This is a genomic window from Streptomyces sp. CA-179760, assembly GCF_050937045.1.
Lineage (GTDB): Bacteria > Actinomycetota > Actinomycetes > Streptomycetales > Streptomycetaceae > Streptomyces.
This window is the reverse complement of record NZ_JBNJLZ010000001.1, coordinates 2,713,168-2,733,083: the sequence shown is the minus strand read 5'-3', so window position 1 is coordinate 2,733,083 and position 19,916 is coordinate 2,713,168. Positions and strand designations below refer to the sequence as shown.

Genomic DNA, 19,916 nt, shown 5'->3' with positions numbered 1-19,916 from the left:
GAGAGGTCAGCTCTTTCGCGCGAGGAGTTCGTCGGAGAGTTCGACGGCCGCGGGTTCGTGGTCGGGGTCGCCGAGGGACGTACGCGGTTCGCGCTGGCCGAAGGCCGGGGTGTACGGCTTTAGAGGGCCGGCGCGTTCGTCGCGCGGCAACACACCCGGTCGAAGTCGTAGTCCTGACGGGACGGCCAGAAGGGCTCGAGGTCGTGACGACCCGTCGCGGTGTACTTCTGGTGGCTGGCCATGGCCCCATTGAAGCAGAGAGCCCCCCGCGCCGGGACCCTCCTCTCACACCTTGGACACGCGCCGGACATCCGGCCGCCCCGCCGAAACCTCACCCCACCAGCCGCTTCCGCCACTCCAGGGGCCTGACATCGATCGCCTTGCCCGGATCGCCGTCCCACTCCGTGGACAGCCCGGCCACGGCCAGCGCCGCCACGACCTCGTGCCCGACGGCCTTCGTGGTCTCCTCGGACCCGTCGAATCCGCCGTAGTACAGCGACAGGCCGTGTCCCCGCGCCGCTCCGCGGGTGCACTGGTGGTGAAAGAACACGAACCCCCGCGCGCCGGGTTCGCCGTCCGCCTCCGCGCCGATCTCGGCCATGCCGCAGCCCCGGCAGCAGGTGAAGTCCTCGCGGGCGACGATGCCGGCGCGGTCCAGGGCCGCGAAAGCACGCTTCAGCCGGTCCGGGTCGGTCGGTTCGCTCCACGACTGCTGCTCGTCGACGCGCTCCAGCCACAGCCGCTCGACGATCTCGCGGGCCTGCGCCGGGGAGACGGGCGAGGAGTCCTCCTCGCCCCGCATCAGGTACACCGTCTCGCGGACCATCGTCTCGATGTCCAGGTAGCCGTCCCGGAGCATCTCGTGGACGCACTCCTCGGTCCGCGCCGACACCTCGGGGGCGAGCGGGGGCGGAGGGGCCGGCAGCCCGAACTCCTCGCGCTCCCAGGTCACTCCGGTGTCCCAGCCGTCCTCCTGTCGCGCCCAGCGGACCATCACCTCGGCGACGAGGCCCGGATCGGTCACCCGGGTCACCCACATGTGCGGAACGGGCCCCGTGCGGTGCTGGAGGTCGTAGGCCCCGTCCCCGTCGCGTGCCGTCTGGATGAAGACCATCGGCCGGTCCGGTATCCGCTGCACGATGAGGAAGTGGCCGTCGTCCCCGCCGATCCGCTCCACCAGCTCCCGTAGCTCCCGCGCCGCGATCCGCGCGTACGCCCGCCCGCTCTCCGTCTTCACCTTGACCGCGAGGCCCCCGTCGATCTCCATGCCCTCACCCTGACACGCCCCACCGACAACGCGAGGGGGCGCCCACCGCGAACGGTGAGCGCCCCCTCGGGAGCCGGGTGGTGCCGGTCAGACCTGGCCGGCCTTCTCCAGTGCCGAGCAGCAGGTGTCGACGAGCAGGCGGGTCACCACGTACGGGTCGACGTTGGCGTTCGGGCGGCGGTCCTCGATGTAGCCCTTGCCGTCCTTCTCGACCTGCCACGGGATACGGACCGAGGCACCGCGGTTGGAGACGCCGTAGGAGTACTCGTTCCACGGGGCGGTCTCGTGCAGACCCGTCAGGCGGTCGTCGATGCCGGCGCCGTAGTTCTTGACGTGGTCGAGCGGCTTGGAGCCCTCGCCGAGCGACTCGGCCGCGGTGATGATCGCGTCGTAGGTCTCGCGCATCGCCTTGGTGGAGAAGTTGGTGTGCGCGCCGGCGCCGTTCCAGTCGCCCTTGACCGGCTTGGGGTCGAGGGTCGCGGAGACATCGAAGTCCTCGGCGGTGCGGTAGAGCAGCCAGCGGGCCACCCACAGGTGGTCGGAGACCTCCAGCGGGGCGACCGGGCCGACCTGGAACTCCCACTGGCCGGGCATGACCTCGGCGTTGATGCCGGAGATGGCCAGGCCCGCCTGGAGGCAGTTGTCCAGGTGCGCCTCGACGACGTCACGGCCGAAGATCTCGTCCGAGCCGACACCGCAGTAGTAGCCGCCCTGCGGGGCCGGGAAGCCGCCCTTGGGGAAGCCGAGCGGGTAGCCGTCCTGGAAGAACGTGTACTCCTGCTCGATGCCGAAGATCGGCTCCTGGGCGGCGAACCTCTCGGAGACCTCGGCCAGCGCGGCACGGGTGTTGCTGGCGTGCGGGGTGAGGTCGATGTTCAGGACCTCGCACAGCACCAGGATGTCGTCGCCGCCGCGGATCGGGTCCGGGCAGGTGAAGACCGGCTTGAGGACACAGTCCGAGGCGTGGCCCTCGGCCTGGTTGGTGGACGACCCGTCGAAGCCCCAGATCGGCAGCGCGTCGAGACCGGCGGGCGAGCCCGTGATGATCTTGGTCTTGGAACGCAGTTTGGCCGTCGGCTCGGTGCCGTCGATCCAGATGTACTCAGCCTTGAAGGTCACGGGCCACATCCTTCGGGGTGTGTCTGGGCGCGTATCGCGGGTGCTGCGGCGCTGCGGCACCGGTGCGCCGCGTCAACCGTCCGGCAGCCTGTCAACAGGCGATTTCCCGGCCATTGCTCGAATGTGAACCCCGTGTTACCTGGTGTGCCTGTGTCCTGCTTCACGCCGAGAGGGCGTTCCGTCCCGGCGAGGGGCCGGTCACCGGCTTCCCTCCGTCAAGCCGGTGACCGGCGCCCGTGCGACCCGGACGTGCCGGTCCTGCTGCTCCTGGCCGGGAACAGCAGGACCGGTGACACGTACGAGGGACGGCCGAGGGGTTGGCCGCCGCCTCAGTGACTCACTCGGCCGTCCGGCGTCACCCCACCTTCTCGATCACGGCCCGGCGGATCAGGAACTTGCCGGGCTCACGGACCTGTTCGAAGGCCGCGTTGTTGAGCAGCGCACAGCTGCCGGAGACCGAAGTGACCTCCACCGTCGTGGACTTGTCGTTGTCCAGGTTGGTGACCTTCAGCTGCGTGCCGACCGGGAACTGGTTGCTGGACGCGGCAGGGGCACCGCCCTCGCCGGAGAGTGTGACGGTGGAGCCGTTGCACACCTGCTGTCCGGAGGCCGCGGCGCCACCACCGGCGTCTTCCGCCGGGGCGGACTCCGCGGGCTGCGAGGCCTCGGCACCCCCGGCCGCGTCCTGACCGCCGCCGGCCTGCTCACCGCCGGCCTGCTCACCGCCCTGCGCGGGCTGCGACGGCTGCGCGGCCTGGGAGTCCTGAGCCGACTCCCCAACCGTGCACCCCGACGCTTCCTGCTTCCGCTCGATCTCCTCGATGACCGCCTCGCGGTTGGCGATCCGAGCCTCCGACTGCGCGTCGGGGTTGGCCTTCTGGTCCGCGATGAACTTCTCGTTGTTGCCGAGCGCGGTGGCGAGTCCCAGACAGGCCGTCGACTCCGCCGCCGACTTGGTGTTCGTGGCCGGCGGCGTGGCGTTCGACGTGCTCGCCATGACGAAGGCCCCGCCTCCTGCCACGGTCACCGCGCTCACCAGCAGTGCGATCTTCTTCTTCGGACCGAGAGTTCTCCTACGCGACATGCGCGCCTCCTGAAGAGGTAGGGGAGCGTACGGCCCTATGTACGAGATACCGAACGAAGTTACTCAGCGGTTACAGGAGTCAGCGAAGTGACCTGTGTCACGGGGTGGTTCTAGCGCGACAGGGCGTCCCGCACGGCCTCGTCCGTCCGGCCCACCACGGCCGTGCCGTCGTCTGCGGTGATGATCGGGCGCTGGATCAGCTTCGGGTGCTCGGCGAGCGCCGTGACCCACCGGTCACGCGAACCGGCGTCCCGCGGCCACTCCTTGAGCCCGAGCTCCTTGGCCTCGGCCTCCTGGGTGCGGGTGATGTCCCAGGGCTCCAGGCCGAGGCGCTCGAGAACGCCCCGGATCTCGTCCTCGCTCGGCACGTCCTCCAGGTAGCGGCGGACGGTGTAGTCGGCCCCCTCGGCGTCGAGCAGTGACACGGCGCTACGGCACTTCGAACAGGCCGGATTGATCCAGATCTCCATGTGCCCACGGTACGCGCCGCAGCAGCTGTTCGATTTTCGGCCGACCTCAGGCGCCCCTCGCGGACCTGCCGTGACGTGGCGCCAATTTCCTTGTTCACCTGGGCTTTTGCCGTGCTTGGCGGACTCCCCGTTGTCAGTGCCCGGCGGTAGAATATAAGCAGTGTTCGAGGGTGGCGCCGGGGTCGCAGAGGACTCCGGTGGCCGCCCGATCGCGACAGGAGGATGCCTGTGCCCGCTGCCGCTCTGAAGCCGAAGCCGTTGCCCACCCAGTCCACCGCGAAGCGTCCCGTCCTGCTCGACCTGCCGTACGCGCCCGTGGAGAAGCGGCCGCTGCCGCCGGGCCGGCCGCGCGAGTGGTACGTCACGCACAACCGTCGACTCAAGGCGATGCGACTCGCCATCGCCCTGCTCGACTCCGGCGTCTACATGCCGAACCAGGCCCGCAACGAGACGATCCGCAGCGCGGCGGAGCAGATCGGTGTCCACCCGCCGTCGGAGACGACGTGCCACATGGTGCGGGCGCTCATGCGTTACGCGCGCTGAAGCCGGTCCACCGGTGTTCCCGGCGCGGGGAACACCGGTGGGTTCAGCCGGGCGAAGCCCTCCTGGCGTTCGTACGGGAAGTAGGGGTACGGCGCCGGGCGGTGGCTCGCCGTGTCGAGCCTCGCCAGCTGCCCGGGGGTCAGACTCCAGCCCACGGCGCCGAGGTTCTGGCGCAGTTGCCGCTCGTCGCGGGCGCCGATGATGACGGAGGACACCGTCGGCCGCTGGAGCAGCCAGTTGAGGGCCACCTGCGGTACGGCCTTGCCCGTCTCCTCCGCGATCTCGTCCAGCGCGTCGACCACGTCGTAGAGGTGCCGGTCGGTGACGGGCGGGCCGTGGTCGGCGGTGCGGTGCAGCCGGCTGCCGGGCGGGAGCGGCGTTCCGCGGCGGACCTTGCCGGTGAGGCGACCCCAGCCGAGCGGGCTCCAGACGATCGCGCCGAGGCCCTGGTCGAGGGCGAGCGGCATGAGCTCCCACTCGTAGTCGCGGCCGATCAGCGAGTAGTACACCTGGTGGGCCACATGGCGCGGACGGTTGTGCTTCTCGGCGGCCGCGAGGGACTTCATCACCTGCCAGCCGGAGAAGTTGGAGACGCCGGTGCAGCGCACCTTGCCCGCCTGGACGAGCGTGTCGAGCGCGGCCAGTACCTCTTCGACCGGAGTCCCGGCGTCGAAGGCGTGGAGCTGGAACAGGTCGATGTGGTCGGTGCCCAGCCTGCGCAGAGCGTCCTCGCAGGCGGTGATCAGACGGGAGCGGGAGGAGCCCGCGTCCCCCGGTCCGTCACCCAGCGGCAGGCCGGTCTTGGTGGAGACGATCACCTGGTCCCGGCGGCCCTTGATCGCCTGCCCCAGCACCTCCTCGGAGGCGCCGGCGGAGTACACGTCGGCGGTGTCGAACATCGTGACCCCGGCGTCCAGGCAGATGTCCACCAGGCGGCGCGCCTCCTGCGCGTCGGTCGTGCCCCATGCGCCGAACAGCGGGCCCTGCCCGCCGAAGGTGCCGGCTCCGAAGCTCAGCGCGGGAACCATGAGTCCGGACGCGCCCAATCGCCTGTATTCCATCTCGGCTCCTTCCGGGTTTCTTAACGGGTCTATGGTTCCGTTAGTAGTCACTAAGGTAGCAGGGTGAGGCAGTTAATGGAATGGGAGTGCCGTTATGGCTGACGGAGGCGAGCCGGGGACCGTACGGCCCGGAGGGCGCACGGCGCGAGTACGGGAAGCGGTGCTGCGGGCGGCCGAGGACGCCCTGACCGAGCAGGGCCTCACCGGTCTGGACCTGGCCGACATCGCCCGACGTGCCGGAGTCGGCAAGACGACCGTCTACCGTCGCTGGGCGACGGTCACCGGGCTGGTGGCCGACCTCCTGCTGGACATGGCCGAGCAGTCCGCGCCGCGCACCGAGACCGGCTCGCTGCTCGGCGACCTGACGGCCAACGCCCGGCTGGTGCAGCGCACCCTGACGGACCCCCGGCAGGGGCCGCTGTTCAAAGCGCTGATCGCCGCCGCCACCGGCGACCCCAAGACGGCCGCGGCGCTACGGCGCTTCTACGACATCCGCGTCAGGGAATGGGCTCCCTGCGTTCGGCAGGCCGTCGACCGGGGTGAGGTGCCCGAGGGCACCGACACGCATGAGGTGATCCGCGCCGTCTCCGCCCCGCTCTACTACCACCTGCTGATCAGCGGCGCCCGGCTCGACGGCGCCACGGCCGACCGGGCCGCCGAGGCCGCCGCGACCGCGGCACGCGCGGGCGTCTACGTACGGGCCTGAGGCCGCGAAGACCCGGCCTCAGGCATACCGTTCCAACAGCCCCGTCACATACGCGGCCAGCCGCCCGCCCAGCACCTCCGGCGTCAGGTCGGTCCGCCCCAGCTCCCGCCAGGGGACCGCCAGTTTCGCCGCGTCGCGGACGTAGGCCAGGGCGTCGAGCAGCCGCCAGTACAGATGGTCCGGGCCGTCGGCCAGGTGGCGGCCGCCGTGTGCCTCGTAGCGCTCCCGGAAGCCGAGGCCGTACTCCGGGCCGTGCAGCAGCGCGAGCGCCGTCGAGCAGTGCGCTACGTCCAGGTCGGCGGGACCCCATGAGGTCTCCACCCAGTCGACGACACCGCCGATCCGCAGGCCGGCCCCCGAGCCCGTGAACAGCACGTTCCCGGGGTGGAAGTCCCGGTGCAGGAAACAGCCCTCGTACGGCGGGGGATCGCGGCGGATGACGTCCACGGCCCGCTCCCACCCCGGGGGAACGCCCTCCGGCGACGTCCACGCCTGGTACGCGCGCGGACGCACCTCGGGGACGACCCGGTGGATCCGGGCCAGTTGAGCCGCGAGCAGCTCCACGCGCGCGTCGAGATCCTCCCCGTCGACCCGGACCCGTCCCGGCAGTTCGGACATCAGCAGGGAGGGATGGTCACCGTGCTCGGCGGTCGCGTCCACCCCGACCAGGTCCGGGGCGGGCACGCCCTCCTGCCCGGCCAGCAGCATGAGCACGTCCGCCTCGCGGGCCAGCAGCCCCGGGGCATGCCGCCGGAAGAAGGGCTTCACGAACGTCCGCAGGACGAGGGCGCTGCCGTCGTCGAGGGTGAGCCGGCGCATCTGGGCGCTCCAGCCACCCGTCAGGAAAGACGACTTGTCGACCGTACGGCCCTCCGGGAGCTGCTTGGCCACCCACGTCCGGGTCGCCGCCCAGCCCTGCTCGCCGAGCCCGGTCAGCACGGCGGTGACGAACGCCCGCCGGTCGTCGGGACGGTCGCGGAACCACCGGCCCAACCGGTGCTCCGCCCCGGGAAGTTCCCAGTGGGTGAACTGGGCACGCCGGGCCAGCGCCGCCGAGACAGCCTCCGTCACGGCGGGCGGGATGACCTCGTCCGTGCCCGGCACCGCGAGCACCGCCCGCCCCTCGTACGCCCGCAGCACGTCGAGCGCGGGCGACGTACGCCAGCCGCCGGGCCGGCGGATGATCTCGCTGAACCGCCCGTCGCCCTGCCCGAACGGCACGTCCCACGCCTCGGCCGAGTACACCGCGGGCGCGCACAGGCCCAGGGCCGCCACCCGGTCCCCGTAGTGCCGGGCGAGATCGGCCACCGTCTGACCGCTCATGCTGAACCCGACCAGGAGCAGCGGCCCGTCCCCGTCCGCGTGCGCGTCGATCACGGACACGGCCTGCTCGAAGCGGCGGCGCAGGCTCAGCTCCCGCAGCCGGCCGGTGCTCTCCCCGTGGCCCGAGAAGTCGAAGGCGAGGGCGTGGCAGCCGTGCGCGGCGAACTCCGACAGCAGCGGCACCAGCCGCTCCTTGCTGCCGTTGCCCGCGCCGTGCAGGACCACGGCGGTCGCTCCCGCCGACGCGACGGCACCGCCGTACAGCCCGCTGAGTCGTTCACCGTCGGTGGTGTGCGTGAAAGGGATCAGCTCCAGCTCACTCATACGGTCATTCACTCACGCCGCGCAGACCCCTGCGGGGCGGTCACAGCCCGGGCGCTCCCCACACCGGGAACCAGCGGCCGAGATCCTGCTCGATCCGCAGGTCGCCGGCGAGCGCCGAGCGCACCTGGAGCTCCAGCGCGTTGTCGCGCCGCTGCGTCCCGCCGCCCGGCAGGGGCGCGAACGGGTAGAAGGTGCCGCGCTTGTAGAGGTAGACCAGCGCGAGCCGCCGCCCGGCCCGGTCCCGGAACCCGGCCAGGGAGCACAGCAGTTGCGGGCCGAAGCCGTTGACCTCCATCTGGCTGTTCACGGCGTGCAGGTCGTTCACGAGCGCGTGCAGCTGGTCGGGGGCGCGGTGCGAGACCAGCCAGGAGTAGCCGTAGTCGTCCTGCCGCAGTTCCACCGGTGGACCGTCGCGCTCGGTGTCGGCGTCCAGCAGAGCCTGCACCTCGCGGTGGCTCTGCTCGAAGGCCGCGCCCTCGACCGTGGCGAAGCACACCGCGCCCTGCCCGGTCGGGATGAAGCCCGCCGCGGCCTCCAGGGTCACGGCCGCCGACGGCAGGGCGAACAGCCGGTCGAGATCCGCCGCGACCGGCTTGGTCCGGCCGAGCAGGATGTCCAGCAGCCCCATGCCCCGCTCACACCCCTCCGGGTGCCGCCGCCTCGCCCAGCTCGGCGGAGATCCGGCCCAGTTGGTCGAGGCGCTGCTCCAGGCTCGGGTGGGTCGAGAAGAGCCGTGCGACACCGGGCTCGCGGCCCAGCGCCGGGGTGAAGTAGAAGGCGTTGAAGGCCTGGGCCGTGCGCAGGTCCTTCGTCGGGATGCGGGCGATGTCGCCGGAGACCTTGGTGAGGGCGGAGGCGAGTGCCGAGGGACGGCCGGTGAGCAGCGCGGCCGCCCGGTCGGCGGCCAGTTCCCGGTACCGGGACAGGGCCCGGATCAGCAGGAAGCTGATCGCGTACACGGCCGCCGCCACCCCCATCACCGCGGCGAAGACAGCGGCCGTGTTCTGGTCCCTCCTGGCCCCGCCGAACACCTGCGAGTAGAACGCGAACCGCACGATCAGCCCCGCGATCACCCCCAGGAAGGACGCGACCGTGATCACGGCGACGTCCTTGTGCGCCACATGCGACAGCTCGTGCGCGAGGACGCCCTCCAGCTCGGCCGGCTCCAGCCGCCGCAGCAGCCCGGTCGTCACACAGACCACGGCGTGGTCCGGGTTCCGCCCGGTCGCGAACGCGTTGGGCATGTCCATATCGGACACGGCCACCACCGGCTTGGGCATGTCCGCGATGGCACACAGCCGGTCCACGACCCCGTGCAGCTCGGGAAACTCCTCCCGCTCCACGACTCGCCCGCGCATGGCGTACAGCGCGATCCGGTCCGAGAACCAGTACTGAGCCCCCAACAGTCCCGCCGCGACCACCACGACGAGCACCCAGGACCTCAGCAGCACGATCAACGCCGCCACGAACCCCACGTACAACAACCCGAGCAGGAACAGCGTGATCCCCATACGGGTGGTCAACCGCCGGTCGCTCCGGAAGCGGCTGTGCATCTGCATCACCCCGCAGTCAGGCACTCGTCCCACTGCCAGTGTGCACCCGGCCCCGCCCATGAACGGGTCGTGATCACCCCCAGGACAGGCAAAGGCGTCAGCCGCCCGCGCCCACCGCGTACCCGGGCACGGACGGCCACCGGACGGTCAGCACCACCGACTCCTCCTCCGCGACCCAGGAATGATCCACCCCGCGCCCCCACACGACGTAGTCCCCCTGCCGCTCCAGCAGCACACCGCGCCCGGGCAGCTCCACCCGGAAACGCCCGCTGATCAGCACCAGCAGCGCGGTCCGCTCCTCACCCCGCACCCACTCCGCCCGCTCGTCACCCTTGGGATGGACACCCCACTTGACCTCGACGGCCTCACTCCGGCGAGGATCCCCGGCCCCCTTGAAATGCCCGAGCAGCCATCCCCGGTCCAACGCCGCGTCCACACCCGCGTTGCCCACGTACACACTGTCGTCCACACCCCCGTTGCCCCCATACACACTGTCGTCCACGCGCCGGGACGCTAGCAGCCGCTCCCGAGCTGACGCCGGGCCCGCGCCAGCAGTTCACCCGCCTCCGCGTCCGCGCGTACCGCCGCCGGGTACCAGGTCTCGGCCGACCGGGCGGCCCGCGTACGGAGTTTCCCGTCCGGATCGTCCAACAGCCGTACCGCGGCCCGCAGCCGTACGACCCCGCCCCGCGCCTCCAGCAACCGGAACGCGGCCACGCGCACCTGCCGTGGCCGCTCCGGCGCGAGGCGCTCCGCCAGCCACGCCTCGGGCAGCAGCGCCGCCGACGGCAGCAGAGCGCGGGTGGCCTCCCGTACGACACCGGGAGCAGGGTCGCCGAGCAGCGGACGCAGCCGCTCCACGTCCGTCACGTCCAGCACGCGCAGCCCCGCGACCGCCCGGGCCCGGACCGCCGGCACAGGGTGCGTGAGCAGCGGGTACAGCAGCTCGGCGTCCCCGCGCACCCCGCACTCCGCCAGCCCGACGGCCGCGCCCGGCGGCAGGGCCGGGTCACCCGCGTCCGCGCACAGCTCCCGGTACCGGCGCAGCGGATCCGCCCCGGACTGCCGTACGACATACCGCGCACAGGCCCGCACCACCGCCGACCGGTCGGTCAGGAACTCCGCGGCCCGCGGGGCCCGCCCCGTCCGTCGCAGCGCGGTGACACCGGCGGACCGGACCCGCGGATTGCGGGCGCCGAGCAGCGCTTCGAGCACGTCCTCCCCGTCCCCGCCCTCCCGTACGGCGGTCAGGGCGGCCTCGGCGCACAGGTCCTGGACGATGACGTCGTCGTCCCGGGCGGCGGTGCGGGCGAGCCGGGCGGGGGAGAGCAGCGACTCCTCCACGGCCACCCGGTACACGAACCGTCGCAGGCCGCGGTCCGGGTGCCTGAACAGGGAGTCGAACGTCCCCCGGGGCGCCCGCCGGAGCACCTCGCCCAGCAGCTCCACGCCGTACTTCCCCCGCTCCCGGCGGCCGACGCGCAGGATCAGGGGCGCGAGGGAGACGGCGGTGTCGACGTCGACGCTCTCCCGCAACAGCTCACGGGCCGTGTCCCGCACCGGCGCGACCCAGTCGGCGGCGCGCACGACGACCAAGGGCAACAGCACGGGATACCCAGCGGCCCGGACGAGGGCCGCCTCACGGGTCCGTCCGTCCGGGTGGCAGAGGGCGAGCGCGAGCCGCGGCTCGACCGGCTCCTCGGCCTGAACGGGCTCGGGCCGCCGCCGGGCAAGCCGCAGCAGACCACGGCCCTCGGCCTCCGCCGGCTTCCGGACCTGCCGGACCCGGCCCTCCACCCAGGCCCGGTCCGGCAGGTCCCGCGCCCGGTACCACCCCCAGGAGCGCACCCCGGCGTCCAGGGCGGTCCAGGCACCCGGATCCGCCGCGTCGAGAACCTCCTCCAGCAGCCCCCCGCCGGCCAGCCGCGCCGCAGCCGCCTCCCCACTCCTGACGTCCTCGTCCATCTCCGCCCCCGCTCGACCCGCTCTTTTGGGGAGCGTAGGGCGCACGGCCGGGCCGGTCGCGCGAATTATCCGGTTGTCCGGGGCCACTACGTCTGCTCGCCGGACTGCTGGGCGCCACCGCGCACGCCGGCGGTGACCAGCCCTGTCTCGTAGGCGACGATGACGGCTTGGACGGTCACGAAGTCCGAGTTCGGCGAGGACGCGGGCGACGTGGGTCTTGGCGGTCGCCTCGGCCAGGTGGAGGCGACCGGCGAGTTCGGCGTTGCTCAGCCCGCGGGCCAGCAGGCCGAGGACACCACCGACGTGATCGCCTTCACCGGCGACGCCTCCTGGGGCGGCTACACGATGGTCTCGGGCCGCTGGATCGACAGGCCCGGCGATGCCGTGGTCCCCACCCCCTTCCTGGCCGCCACCGGCACCCGCGTCGGCGAGGTCCTCGACCCCGCAAGGACGGGACGCAGGTCTTCACCGACGCCTCGACCCTCACGGCCGCGCATCCCGACCTGACGGAGATGAGTCATCACATCGCCGTCACGTCAGGCACCGGCGTCACCGGCTACGCCGACGCGCTGAACAGGGACCTGGCACTGCTGGGGGCCACCGCCCGGGCCGGCGGACTCGACGCCGGCAGCGACATGGCCGCCACGCTCAACGCGCTGTCCGCGATCCTCACACTGATGCTTGTCGCCGTCGCCGCGCTCGGCGTGCTGGGCGGCGTGCCGCTCGACACCCGCGAGCGCGTCCGGGAGATCGGTGTCCACAAGGCACTCGGCATGACCCCCCGGCAGACCGTCGTGATGGTCCTCACCTCGGTCGTCGTGACCGGCCTGGCCGCGGGCGCGCTGGGAGTGCCGCTCGGCGTGGCCCTCCACGGCTGGGTCCTCCCCGCGATGGGCGACAGCGTGGGGCTCCGCCTCCCCGGTTCCGTCATCGCCGTCTACTGCGCGGCCGAGCTGCTCCCGCTCGCACTCGGCGGCCTGCTCATCGCCACCCTGGGCGCGCTCCTGCCCGCCGGGTGGGCCGTTAGAACCCGGACCGCCACGGCCCTGCGCACCGAATAGGGAGGCAGACCCTAATGCGGCGCCCGGAAGTTGATGTACCCCAGCAGGACGATCACCGCCGCCACACAGCCGAACACCACGGCCGTGGAGATCCACGACGAGCGGGAGCGGCGGCCGCGTGAGCGGTGGTCGGGGTCGGGGCGGAAGGGGACGGGGCCGGGTGGGTCGTGCTTCCAGCGCGCGGCGAGCATGCGGGCCCGGGCCGAGGGCTCCTTGTGCTCGGCGTCGTCCGCCCATCTGAGGTCGAACTCGCGCTCCTGGCCGTCCTGTTCGTGTTCGGACATTCCCACTCCACCCCCGTGTGGTCCTGTGAGAAGAATAGAACATACGGCCGTGCCCCGCTGTCCGGACGGACAGCGGGGGCACGGCCGCAGTGCCTCGATCAGGTGTCGATCACACGTCGAAGTAGAGCTCGAACTCGTGCGGGTGCGGACGCAGCTGCAGCGGCGCGATCTCGTTCGCGCGCTTGTAGTCGATCCACGTCTCGATCAGGTCCGGCGTGAACACGTCGCCCTGGAGGAGGAACTCGTGGTCGGCCTCGAGGCGGTCGAGGACGGCCGGGAGGGAGGTCGGGACCTGCGCGACGCTGGCGTGCTCCTCGGGAGCCAGCTCGTAGAGGTCCTTGTCGATCGGCTCGGCCGGCTCGATCTTGTTCTTGATGCCGTCGAGGCCCGCGAGGAGCAGGGCCGAGAAGGCGAGGTACGGGTTGCCGGAGGAGTCGGGCGCGCGGAACTCGACGCGCTTGGCCTTCGGGTTGGAGCCCGTGATCGGGATACGCATGGCCGCGGAGCGGTTGCGCTGGGAGTAGACGAGGTTGATCGGGGCCTCGAAGCCGGGCACCAGACGGTGGTACGAGTTCACCGTCGGGTTGGTGAAGGCCAGCAGCGACGGGGCGTGCTTGAGGATGCCGCCGATGTAGTAGCGCGCGGTGTCCGACAGGCCCGCGTAGCCGGCCTCGTCGTAGAAGAGCGGCTGGCCGCCGGTCCACAGCGACTGGTGCACGTGCATGCCCGAGCCGTTGTCACCGAAGATCGGCTTCGGCATGAAGGTCGCGGTCTTGCCGTTGCGCCAGGCCACGTTCTTCACGATGTACTTGAAGAGCTGGAGGTCGTCGGCCGCGGCGAGCAGCGTGTTGAACTTGTAGTTGATCTCGGCCTGGCCGGCGGTGCCCACCTCGTGGTGCTGGCGCTCCACCTGGAGACCGGAAGCGGCCAGCTCCAGGGAGATCTCGGCACGCAGGTCGGCGAAGTGGTCGACCGGCGGGGTCGGGAAGTAGCCGCCCTTGTAGCGGACCTTGTAGCCGCGGTTGTTCTCCACCGCACCGGTGTTCCAGGCGCCGGCCTCGGAGTCGATGTGGTAGAAGCTCTCGTTCGCGCCGGTCGAGAAGCGGACCGAGTCGAAGACGTAGAACTCGGCCTCGGGACCGAAGTACGCGGTGTCCGCGATACCGGTCGAGGCGAGGTAGGCCTCGGCCTTCTTCGCCACGTTGCGCGGGTCACGGGAGTACTGCTCACCCGTGATCGGGTCGTGGATGAAGAAGTTGATGTTGACCGTCTTGTCGCGGCGGAACGGGTCGACGCGCGCGGTGGACAGGTCGGCGCGGAGCGCCATGTCGGACTCGTGGATGGCCTGGAAGCCGCGGATCGAGGAGCCGTCGAAGGCGAGCTCCTCGGCCGGGTCGAAGGCCTCGGCGGGGATCGTGAAGTGCTGCATCACGCCCGGCAGGTCGCAGAAGCGGACGTCGACGAACTTGACGTCCTCGTCCGCGATGAACTTCTTGGCCTCGTCGGCGTTCTGGAACATCCAGCTCCTCCTACTCCCGACCGTCCCGCCGGGGTGGTAGTTCGTTCGTGCTGCCAGTGCGGGTGGCACACGCTGACGTAGACCCTAGGGACGAGTGATTTCTCTGGCGTGACTCATTTGTTTCGCACAAGTTAACCGGCTCACCCTCCACCGTAGCCCTACCACACCCCGCCGTGCCCTGGTCATTTACGGGCGCAGTACCTTGGACGGGTGGACAACAGGCAAGCACTCGGATCGTGGCTCTCCGGGCCCCGCGCGGCCGCGGAAGAGGCCGGTGTCGACTTCGGATACCGCGGTGAGCAGCTCGGTCTGCCCGAGGAGGGACCCGGTTCGATCGCCCGCCCGGGCCGCCGGCTCGGCGCCCTCGCCGTGGACTGGGGCCTGAGCCTCCTGATCGCATACGGTCTTATCGCGCAGAACTACAACGAAGCGGCACAGATCTGGGCGCCGCTCATCCTGTTCGCCCTCATGGTGCTCACGGTCGGTACGGTCGGCTTCACCCCGGGCAAGCGGCTCCTCGGCCTGCGGGTGCTCGCCCTGGACACCGGCCGTGTCAGCCCCTGGCGCACGCTCCTGCGTACGGTCCTGCTCTTCCTCGCGATCCCCGCCCTGATCTGGGACCGCGACGGCCGCGGTCTGCACGACCGGATGGCGGGCACGGTCGAGGTCCGTATCTAGCGCGTCCGACCACCGTCCGGTCCAGCTACGAACGGCGAAGGGGCGCCCGGTGATCCGGGCGCCCCTTCGCCGTCAGTGTGTGCGGGGTGTCAGCGGGCCTTCGGCCCGCCCTTCGGCAGCTTCATGCCCTTCGGCATGGGCCCCTTCGGCAGCGGCATGTTGCTCATCAGGTCGCCGAGGGCGCGCAGCCGGTCGTTGGTGGCCGTGACCTGCGGTCCGGTCAGCACGCGCGGCAGCTTCAGCATGGTCGTGCGCAGCTTCTTCAGCTCGACCTGGCCCTCGCCGGTGCCCACGACCAGGTCGTGCACGGGCACGTCCGCGACGATGCGGTTCATCTTCTTCTTCTCGGCGGCGAGCAGGGACTTCACCCGGTTCGGGTTGCCCTCGGCGACCAGGACGATGCCGGCCTTGCCGACCGCGCGGTGCACCACGTCCTGGTTGCGGTTCATCGCCACCGCGGGGGTGGTCGTCCAGCCCCGGCCGACGTTGTCGAGCACCGCCGCCGCGGCGCCGGGCTGTCCCTCCATCTGCCCGAAGGCGGCCCGCTCGGCCCGGCGCCCGAACACGATCGCCGACGCGAGGAAGGCGAGCAGGAGGCCCAGGATGCCGAGATAGATGGGGTGACCGATCAAGAAACCGATCGCGAGGAAGACACCGAAGGTGACGATTCCGACTGCCGCGAGTACAAGACCGATCTTCTTGTCGGCCCTGCGGGTCATCTTGTAGGTCTGAGCGATCTGCTTCAGTCGCCCGGGATTCGCAGCGTCCGCTGCAGGTTCCTTCCTCGCCATGCCACGCAGTCTACGTGGCCCCACAAGCGCCGACGACGGCAGTGCTCGCGGGGGCCCCTGGGGGAGGGGCCGGGCTCAGGGGCGGACGGAGACGGACGGAGAAACGGACTGGTCGAGGACGCGCTGCGTCTCGACCCGGTCCTTGGCGCGGCGGCGGTCCTCCAGCACGGAGGTCCACGCGTTGCGGCGGGCGGTGCGCTGACCGCTGCTCATCAGCAGCGACTCGACGGCACGCAGTGCGGTGGTGAAGGACGGAATCGCGGTGGCGCGGACCGGCGCGGCCTGCATGGGTGAGGTCCCCCTCGGTATGGGTGTACGTGCTGTGAGTTCAGCGTCACTGATTGGTGTTACCAGGGCGTGACCGGCCGGTCAAACACCCGTGAAGCCCCGGCGGGGGCCGGTGAAACGCCGACGCGGTCCTGACATGTGCCCTCATCTGCGAGGACGGTCAGGACCGCGTCGAATCGGCCGCTACTGGCGAGTAGTCTCTTGTGCGGGAATTCACACGCTTGTCTCGCCCAGTGTCGGGCAAGGGCGGTGACGATGCGTCAGACGGCCTGGGCCGCGATGCGCGCGTCCCGCTGCTCCATGGCCATCTTGAAGAGCCGTCCCGCGCGGTACGAGGAGCGCACCAGCGGACCGGACATCACGCCGGAGAAGCCGATCTGCTCGGCCTCCTGCTGCAGCTCCACGAACTCGTGCGGCTTCACCCAGCGCTCCACGGGGTGGTGGCGCACGGAGGGCCGCAGGTACTGCGTGATGGTGACCAGCTCGCAGCCCGCGTCGTGCAGCTGCTTGAGCGCGTCGCTGACCTCCTCGCGGGTCTCGCCCATGCCGAGGATCAGGTTCGACTTGGTGACGAGGCCGTAGTCGCGGGCCTCGGTGATGACCTTCAGGGAGCGCTCGTAGCGGAAGCCGGGGCGGATGCGCTTGAAGATCCGCGGGACCGTCTCGACGTTGTGCGCGAAGACCTCGGGGCGGGAGGAGAAGACCTCCGCGAGTTGCTCGGGGACGGCGTTGAAGTCGGGCGCGAGCAGCTCGACCTTCGTCCGGCCGTCCTCGCGGTCCGCCGTCTGCTGGTGGATCTGGCGGACCGTCTCGGCGTACAGCCAGGCGCCGCCGTCCTCCAGGTCGTCGCGGGCGACGCCGGTGATCGTGGCGTAGTTCAGGTCCATCGTGACCACGGACTCACCGACCCGGCGCGGCTCGTCGCGGTCGAGTGCCTCGGGCTTGCCGGTGTCGATCTGGCAGAAGTCACAGCGCCGGGTGCACTGGTCGCCGCCGATGAGGAAGGTCGCCTCGCGGTCCTCCCAGCACTCGTAGATGTTGGGGCAGCCGGCTTCCTGGCAGACCGTGTGCAGGCCCTCGCTCTTCACGAGGTTCTGCATCTTGGTGTACTCGGGACCCATTTTCGCCCGGGTCTTGATCCACTCGGGCTTGCGCTCGATGGGGGTCTGGCTGTTGCGGACCTCCAGGCGCAGCATCTTGCGTCCGTCGGGTGCGACTGCGGACACGACCGGCTCCCTAGCGTTTGATTCTTCGGCGCCCTCAAGGGTACGCCCGTTGATTTGAATGCCTGTGTGGGTGCTAGCCCCTCCACGCGCGGCTTTATGCCGCGGGCGTCTTCTCGATCTCCCGCGGCTTCAGCTCCGCGTTCTCCAGTACGTCCCTCAGGTGCCGCTCGACGACCGGCAGCACCTCGGCGATCGGCACGTCGCGGCCGAGTTCGTTCGCCAGGGAGGCGACGCCCGCGTCGCGGATGCCGCAGGGGATGATCCGGTCGAACCACTTGTTGTCGGGGTTCACGTTGAGCGCGAACCCGTGCATGGTGACGCCCTTGGCCACGCGGATGCCGATCGCCGCGATCTTGCGGTCCTCGCGGCGTTGGCCCGCGTTGGACGGCGCGTACTCCGGGCCGTTCATGCGCGGGTCGAACTCCTCGTCGTGCAGACGTGGGTCGAAGTCCAGGGCCAGGCCGCCGAGCGCGGGGCGCTGTTCGACGGGGTCGCCCAGGACCCACACACCACTGCGGCCCTCGACCCGGGTGGTCTCCAGGCCGAACTCCGCGCAGGTGAGGATCAGGGCCTCTTCGAGGCGGCGTACGTGCGCCACGACGTCCACCGGGCGGGGCAGCTTCTGGATCGGGTAGCCCACCAGCTGCCCGGGGCCGTGCCAGGTGATCTTGCCGCCGCGGTCCACGTCCACGACCGGTGTGCCGTCCAGGGGCCGCTCGTTGTCCGCCGTGCGCCGTCCCGCCGTGTAGACCGGGGGGTGCTCCAGGAGCAGGACCGTGTCGGAGATCTCGTCGGCGAACCGCGCCGCGTGCACCCGGCGCTGCTCGTCCCAGGCCTCCTGGTACTCGACGGCCTCGTCACCGAACCCCATGCGGACGAACCGCAACCCACTCACGGCAAGCGCCTCCCTCGGACAGGTGTGTCAGGCACGTATCGCGCCCAAGCCACTGTACGTCCGGCCCGAACACGTCAGTCCCGGGGCCAATCCTCACACGATCGGATGAATGTCCGCGAAAATGTGTGATGGGGTGCTTACTCTCCGCTACATTCGCGCCGTCCAGCAAGCCAAAAGGCCTGCTCACAGGCAATCCGGCACAGCACTGACACCGGAAGGCAGGAGACCGCACCGCACCATGACGGAACGACCCGCGCAGCGCACCCCCAACCGACAGCTCGCCGCGCTCATCGCAGAAGCGGGGTTCTCCAACGCGGGACTCGCCCGTCGCGTGGACCAGCTCGGTCTCGAACACGGGCTCGACTTGAGATACGACAAGACCTCCGTCACCCGATGGCTGCGCGGCCAGCAGCCCCGGGGCACCACACCCGCGCTCATCGCCGAGGTCTTCACCCGGCGCCTGGGCCGCCGCCTCACCGCCCAGGACCTCGGCCTGGACGCCTGCGCCCCGGTCTACGCGGGGCTGGAGTTCGCGGCCGCCCCCGAGGAGGCCGTCGACATCGTCAGCGGGCTGTGGCGCAAGGACTCCGGCAGCCACGCCGAGCTGCGCAAGATCGCCTTCACCCCGGCCGGGCTCGTCGTGCCGAGCCGGGACTGGCTGATCGGCCGGGCCGACGAGAAGGTCGCCCGGGGCGAGCCGCCCGCAGCCCGCATCCCGGCCCAGGGCCGCGTCCCCGTCCGACTCCCGGGGTCGGCAGAGCCGGGCATTGCCTCCCTGCCCCGCCAGCGCGGCCTGGCCGAGCGCGGCCCCGGCCAGAAGGTCACCGCCGGCGACATCGCCGCCCTGCGCTCGGTCGGGGAGCTCTTCCGCACCCTCGACGACGCCTACGGCGGCGGTCACGCCCGCCAGGCCCTCGTGCGCTATCTGGAGCACGAGTGCGAGCCGATGCTGCGCGGCACCTACGGCGAGCAGACCGGCCGCCGGCTGTTCGCGGCAGCCGCCGACCTCACCCGGCTCGCGGGCTGGACGTCGTACGACATCGCCGCGCACGGACTCGCCCAGCGCTACTTCGTGCAGGCGCTCCGGCTCGCCCAGGCGGCCGGGGACCGGACGTACGGGGCGTATGTGCTGGTCACCATGAGCCGCCAGGCCGTCTATCTCGGGCACGGGCGGGAGGCCGTGCAGCTCGCCCGCGTGGCACAGCAGGGCGTCGGCACCTCGGCCCCGCCCGTCGTGCAGACGCTGCTGCACGCCTCCGAGGCACGCGGGCACGGGGTGCTCGGCGAGGTCCGGGCCTGCACCGCGGCCCTGGTACGCGCCGAGCGTGCCCTGGAGACGGCCCGGCCCGGGGACGACGTACCGCACTGGGCGAAGTTCTTCGACGAGGCACAGCTCGCCGACGAGTTCGGCCACTGCCACCGCGACCTGCAGCAGTTCCGCGCCGCCGCCCAGCACGCGGAACGCTCCTTGCAGCTACGCGCCCCCTCCTACGCCCGCAGCCGCCTCTTCTGCCGTGTGGTCCTGGCCACCGCCCGCCTGGGCCTGGGCGAACTCGACCAGGCCTGCCAACTCGGAGCGGAGGCGGCGGGCCAGGCCGCGGAGATGCGTTCGGTGCGGGCGGTGGAGTACGTGAGGGACTTCGAACGGAGACTGGAGCCGTACAAGGACGCGGCCCCGGTACGGACTTACCGCGACAAGGTAGCCGCCCTTCTTTAGGGGCGCGTGGCTGTGTCGATGGGCGGCTCCGCCGCGTGGGCG

22 protein-coding genes and 1 pseudogene are annotated in these 19,916 nt (G+C 71.2%); 5 read left to right on the top strand and 18 right to left on the bottom strand.

What is annotated here, in order from left to right; genetic code table 11:
* Positions 1 to 119 precede the first annotated feature (119 nt).
* The 5 genes from ACQEV8_RS12245 to ACQEV8_RS12225 form a co-directional block, all read right to left on the bottom strand.
* Entirely contained in the window at positions 120 to 242 is a 123-nt protein-coding gene (locus ACQEV8_RS12245; RefSeq protein WP_432959674.1) for a hypothetical protein, read from the bottom strand.
* Positions 243 to 331: 89 nt separating this feature from the next.
* Positions 332 to 1,267 (bottom strand): DUF6891 domain-containing protein, encoded by a 936-nt coding sequence (locus ACQEV8_RS12240; protein WP_432959673.1) that lies wholly within the window; start codon positions 1,265 to 1,267, stop codon positions 332 to 334.
* Between the two features lie 87 nt (positions 1,268 to 1,354).
* Positions 1,355 to 2,386: a glutamine synthetase gene (glnII, locus tag ACQEV8_RS12235; protein ID WP_432959672.1), complete on the bottom strand. Its 1,032-nt coding sequence runs from the start codon at positions 2,384 to 2,386 to the stop codon at positions 1,355 to 1,357.
* 355 nt (positions 2,387 to 2,741) lie between these two features.
* Complete coding sequence (locus tag ACQEV8_RS12230; protein ID WP_432959671.1) at positions 2,742 to 3,470, bottom strand: hypothetical protein; 729 nt, start codon at positions 3,468 to 3,470, stop codon at positions 2,742 to 2,744.
* 110 nt (positions 3,471 to 3,580) lie between these two features.
* Positions 3,581 to 3,940, bottom strand: coding sequence for an arsenate reductase family protein (locus ACQEV8_RS12225; RefSeq protein ID WP_432959670.1), 360 nt, complete (start codon positions 3,938 to 3,940; stop codon positions 3,581 to 3,583).
* Between the two features lie 228 nt (positions 3,941 to 4,168).
* On the opposite strand from ACQEV8_RS12225, the gene ACQEV8_RS12220 reads away from it, so the two are divergent.
* Positions 4,169 to 4,483, top strand: a complete 315-nt coding sequence (locus ACQEV8_RS12220; RefSeq protein ID WP_432959669.1) for a hypothetical protein — start codon at positions 4,169 to 4,171, stop codon at positions 4,481 to 4,483.
* On the opposite strand, the gene ACQEV8_RS12215 is transcribed toward ACQEV8_RS12220, so the two are convergent.
* Complete coding sequence (locus tag ACQEV8_RS12215; RefSeq protein ID WP_432959668.1) at positions 4,471 to 5,544, bottom strand: aldo/keto reductase; 1,074 nt, start codon at positions 5,542 to 5,544, stop codon at positions 4,471 to 4,473. The two genes, ACQEV8_RS12220 and ACQEV8_RS12215, sit on opposite strands and share 13 nt — an antisense overlap.
* Before the next feature lie 94 nt (positions 5,545 to 5,638).
* Here ACQEV8_RS12215 and ACQEV8_RS12210 point away from each other — a divergent pair, with 94 nt between their 5' ends.
* Positions 5,639 to 6,250 carry a TetR/AcrR family transcriptional regulator gene (locus tag ACQEV8_RS12210; protein WP_432959667.1) on the top strand — a complete coding sequence of 204 codons (612 nt, stop codon included), beginning with the start codon at positions 5,639 to 5,641 and terminating at the stop codon, positions 6,248 to 6,250.
* 18 nt (positions 6,251 to 6,268) lie between these two features.
* Here ACQEV8_RS12210 and ACQEV8_RS12205 read toward each other — a convergent pair whose 3' ends face one another.
* The 6 genes and pseudogenes from ACQEV8_RS12205 to ACQEV8_RS12180 all read right to left on the bottom strand — a co-directional run.
* Positions 6,269 to 7,897 carry an alpha/beta fold hydrolase gene (locus ACQEV8_RS12205; protein ID WP_432959666.1) on the bottom strand — a complete coding sequence of 543 codons (1,629 nt, stop codon included), beginning with the start codon at positions 7,895 to 7,897 and terminating at the stop codon, positions 6,269 to 6,271.
* A 40-nt stretch (positions 7,898 to 7,937) separates the two neighbouring features.
* Positions 7,938 to 8,525 carry a PspA-associated protein PspAB gene (gene pspAB, locus ACQEV8_RS12200; RefSeq protein WP_432959665.1) on the bottom strand — a complete coding sequence of 196 codons (588 nt, stop codon included), beginning with the start codon at positions 8,523 to 8,525 and terminating at the stop codon, positions 7,938 to 7,940.
* Positions 8,526 to 8,532: 7 nt separating this feature from the next.
* Positions 8,533 to 9,450: a zinc metalloprotease HtpX gene (gene htpX / locus ACQEV8_RS12195; protein WP_432959664.1), complete on the bottom strand. Its 918-nt coding sequence runs from the start codon at positions 9,448 to 9,450 to the stop codon at positions 8,533 to 8,535.
* A gap of 97 nt (positions 9,451 to 9,547) precedes the next feature.
* Positions 9,548 to 9,919, bottom strand: coding sequence for a signal peptidase I (locus tag ACQEV8_RS12190; protein WP_432972630.1), 372 nt, complete (start codon positions 9,917 to 9,919; stop codon positions 9,548 to 9,550).
* Between the two features lie 44 nt (positions 9,920 to 9,963).
* On the bottom strand, positions 9,964 to 11,415 hold the full coding sequence (locus ACQEV8_RS12185) for a hypothetical protein (protein WP_432959663.1): 1,452 nt from the start codon (positions 11,413 to 11,415) through the stop codon (positions 9,964 to 9,966).
* An 86-nt stretch (positions 11,416 to 11,501) separates the two neighbouring features.
* Positions 11,502 to 11,709, bottom strand: a pseudogene (locus tag ACQEV8_RS12180) (response regulator transcription factor); the annotation flags it as partial.
* Positions 11,710 to 11,927: 218 nt separating this feature from the next.
* On the opposite strand from ACQEV8_RS12180, the gene ACQEV8_RS12175 reads away from it, so the two are divergent.
* Positions 11,928 to 12,476: an FtsX-like permease family protein gene (locus ACQEV8_RS12175; RefSeq protein WP_432959662.1), complete on the top strand. Its 549-nt coding sequence runs from the start codon at positions 11,928 to 11,930 to the stop codon at positions 12,474 to 12,476.
* A gap of 11 nt (positions 12,477 to 12,487) precedes the next feature.
* On the opposite strand, the gene ACQEV8_RS12170 is transcribed toward ACQEV8_RS12175, so the two are convergent.
* Together ACQEV8_RS12170 and glnA are read right to left on the bottom strand one after the other, a co-directional pair.
* Positions 12,488 to 12,760, bottom strand: coding sequence for a hypothetical protein (locus ACQEV8_RS12170; protein WP_432959661.1), 273 nt, complete (start codon positions 12,758 to 12,760; stop codon positions 12,488 to 12,490).
* Between the two features lie 109 nt (positions 12,761 to 12,869).
* On the bottom strand, positions 12,870 to 14,279 hold the full coding sequence (gene glnA, locus ACQEV8_RS12165) for a type I glutamate--ammonia ligase (RefSeq protein WP_432959660.1): 1,410 nt from the start codon (positions 14,277 to 14,279) through the stop codon (positions 12,870 to 12,872).
* Positions 14,280 to 14,489: 210 nt separating this feature from the next.
* Between glnA and ACQEV8_RS12160 the strand changes: the two genes are divergently transcribed.
* Positions 14,490 to 14,957, top strand: a complete 468-nt coding sequence (locus ACQEV8_RS12160) for an RDD family protein (protein WP_432959659.1) — start codon at positions 14,490 to 14,492, stop codon at positions 14,955 to 14,957.
* Between the two features lie 89 nt (positions 14,958 to 15,046).
* On the opposite strand, the gene ACQEV8_RS12155 is transcribed toward ACQEV8_RS12160, so the two are convergent.
* From ACQEV8_RS12155 to lipB, 4 genes are all read right to left on the bottom strand, one after another.
* Positions 15,047 to 15,748, bottom strand: coding sequence for a DUF4191 domain-containing protein (locus tag ACQEV8_RS12155; protein WP_432959658.1), 702 nt, complete (start codon positions 15,746 to 15,748; stop codon positions 15,047 to 15,049).
* Between the two features lie 75 nt (positions 15,749 to 15,823).
* Positions 15,824 to 16,036 (bottom strand): SCO2195 family GlnR-regulated protein, encoded by a 213-nt coding sequence (locus tag ACQEV8_RS12150; protein WP_432959657.1) that lies wholly within the window; start codon positions 16,034 to 16,036, stop codon positions 15,824 to 15,826.
* 260 nt (positions 16,037 to 16,296) lie between these two features.
* Complete coding sequence (lipA, locus tag ACQEV8_RS12145; protein WP_432959656.1) at positions 16,297 to 17,262, bottom strand: lipoyl synthase; 966 nt, start codon at positions 17,260 to 17,262, stop codon at positions 16,297 to 16,299.
* A 94-nt stretch (positions 17,263 to 17,356) separates the two neighbouring features.
* Positions 17,357 to 18,157: a lipoyl(octanoyl) transferase LipB gene (gene lipB, locus ACQEV8_RS12140; RefSeq protein WP_432959655.1), complete on the bottom strand. Its 801-nt coding sequence runs from the start codon at positions 18,155 to 18,157 to the stop codon at positions 17,357 to 17,359.
* A gap of 238 nt (positions 18,158 to 18,395) precedes the next feature.
* Here lipB and ACQEV8_RS12135 point away from each other — a divergent pair, with 238 nt between their 5' ends.
* Positions 18,396 to 19,874: a regulator gene (locus ACQEV8_RS12135; RefSeq protein ID WP_432959654.1), complete on the top strand. Its 1,479-nt coding sequence runs from the start codon at positions 18,396 to 18,398 to the stop codon at positions 19,872 to 19,874.
* Positions 19,875 to 19,916 lie beyond the last annotated feature (42 nt).

Coding starts and splice junctions, on each gene's coding strand:
- ACQEV8_RS12245 (WP_432959674.1), bottom strand. CDS start 242: ATGGCCAGCCACCAGAAGTACACCGCGACGGGTCGTCACGACCTCGAG.
- ACQEV8_RS12240 (WP_432959673.1), bottom strand. CDS start 1,267: ATGGAGATCGACGGGGGCCTCGCGGTCAAGGTGAAGACGGAGAGCGGG.
- ACQEV8_RS12230 (WP_432959671.1), bottom strand. CDS start 3,470: ATGTCGCGTAGGAGAACTCTCGGTCCGAAGAAGAAGATCGCACTGCTG.
- ACQEV8_RS12225 (WP_432959670.1), bottom strand. CDS start 3,940: ATGGAGATCTGGATCAATCCGGCCTGTTCGAAGTGCCGTAGCGCCGTG.
- ACQEV8_RS12215 (WP_432959668.1), bottom strand. CDS start 5,544: ATGGAATACAGGCGATTGGGCGCGTCCGGACTCATGGTTCCCGCGCTG.
- ACQEV8_RS12210 (WP_432959667.1), top strand. CDS start 5,639: ATGGCTGACGGAGGCGAGCCGGGGACCGTACGGCCCGGAGGGCGCACG.
- ACQEV8_RS12205 (WP_432959666.1), bottom strand. CDS start 7,897: ATGAGTGAGCTGGAGCTGATCCCTTTCACGCACACCACCGACGGTGAA.
- pspAB (WP_432959665.1), bottom strand. CDS start 8,525: ATGGGGCTGCTGGACATCCTGCTCGGCCGGACCAAGCCGGTCGCGGCG.
- htpX (WP_432959664.1), bottom strand. CDS start 9,450: ATGCACAGCCGCTTCCGGAGCGACCGGCGGTTGACCACCCGTATGGGG.
- ACQEV8_RS12185 (WP_432959663.1), bottom strand. CDS start 11,415: ATGGACGAGGACGTCAGGAGTGGGGAGGCGGCTGCGGCGCGGCTGGCC.
- ACQEV8_RS12175 (WP_432959662.1), top strand. CDS start 11,928: ATGAGTCATCACATCGCCGTCACGTCAGGCACCGGCGTCACCGGCTAC.
- ACQEV8_RS12170 (WP_432959661.1), bottom strand. CDS start 12,760: ATGTCCGAACACGAACAGGACGGCCAGGAGCGCGAGTTCGACCTCAGA.
- glnA (WP_432959660.1), bottom strand. CDS start 14,279: ATGTTCCAGAACGCCGACGAGGCCAAGAAGTTCATCGCGGACGAGGAC.
- ACQEV8_RS12155 (WP_432959658.1), bottom strand. CDS start 15,748: ATGGCGAGGAAGGAACCTGCAGCGGACGCTGCGAATCCCGGGCGACTG.
- ACQEV8_RS12150 (WP_432959657.1), bottom strand. CDS start 16,036: ATGCAGGCCGCGCCGGTCCGCGCCACCGCGATTCCGTCCTTCACCACC.
- ACQEV8_RS12135 (WP_432959654.1), top strand. CDS start 18,396: ATGACGGAACGACCCGCGCAGCGCACCCCCAACCGACAGCTCGCCGCG.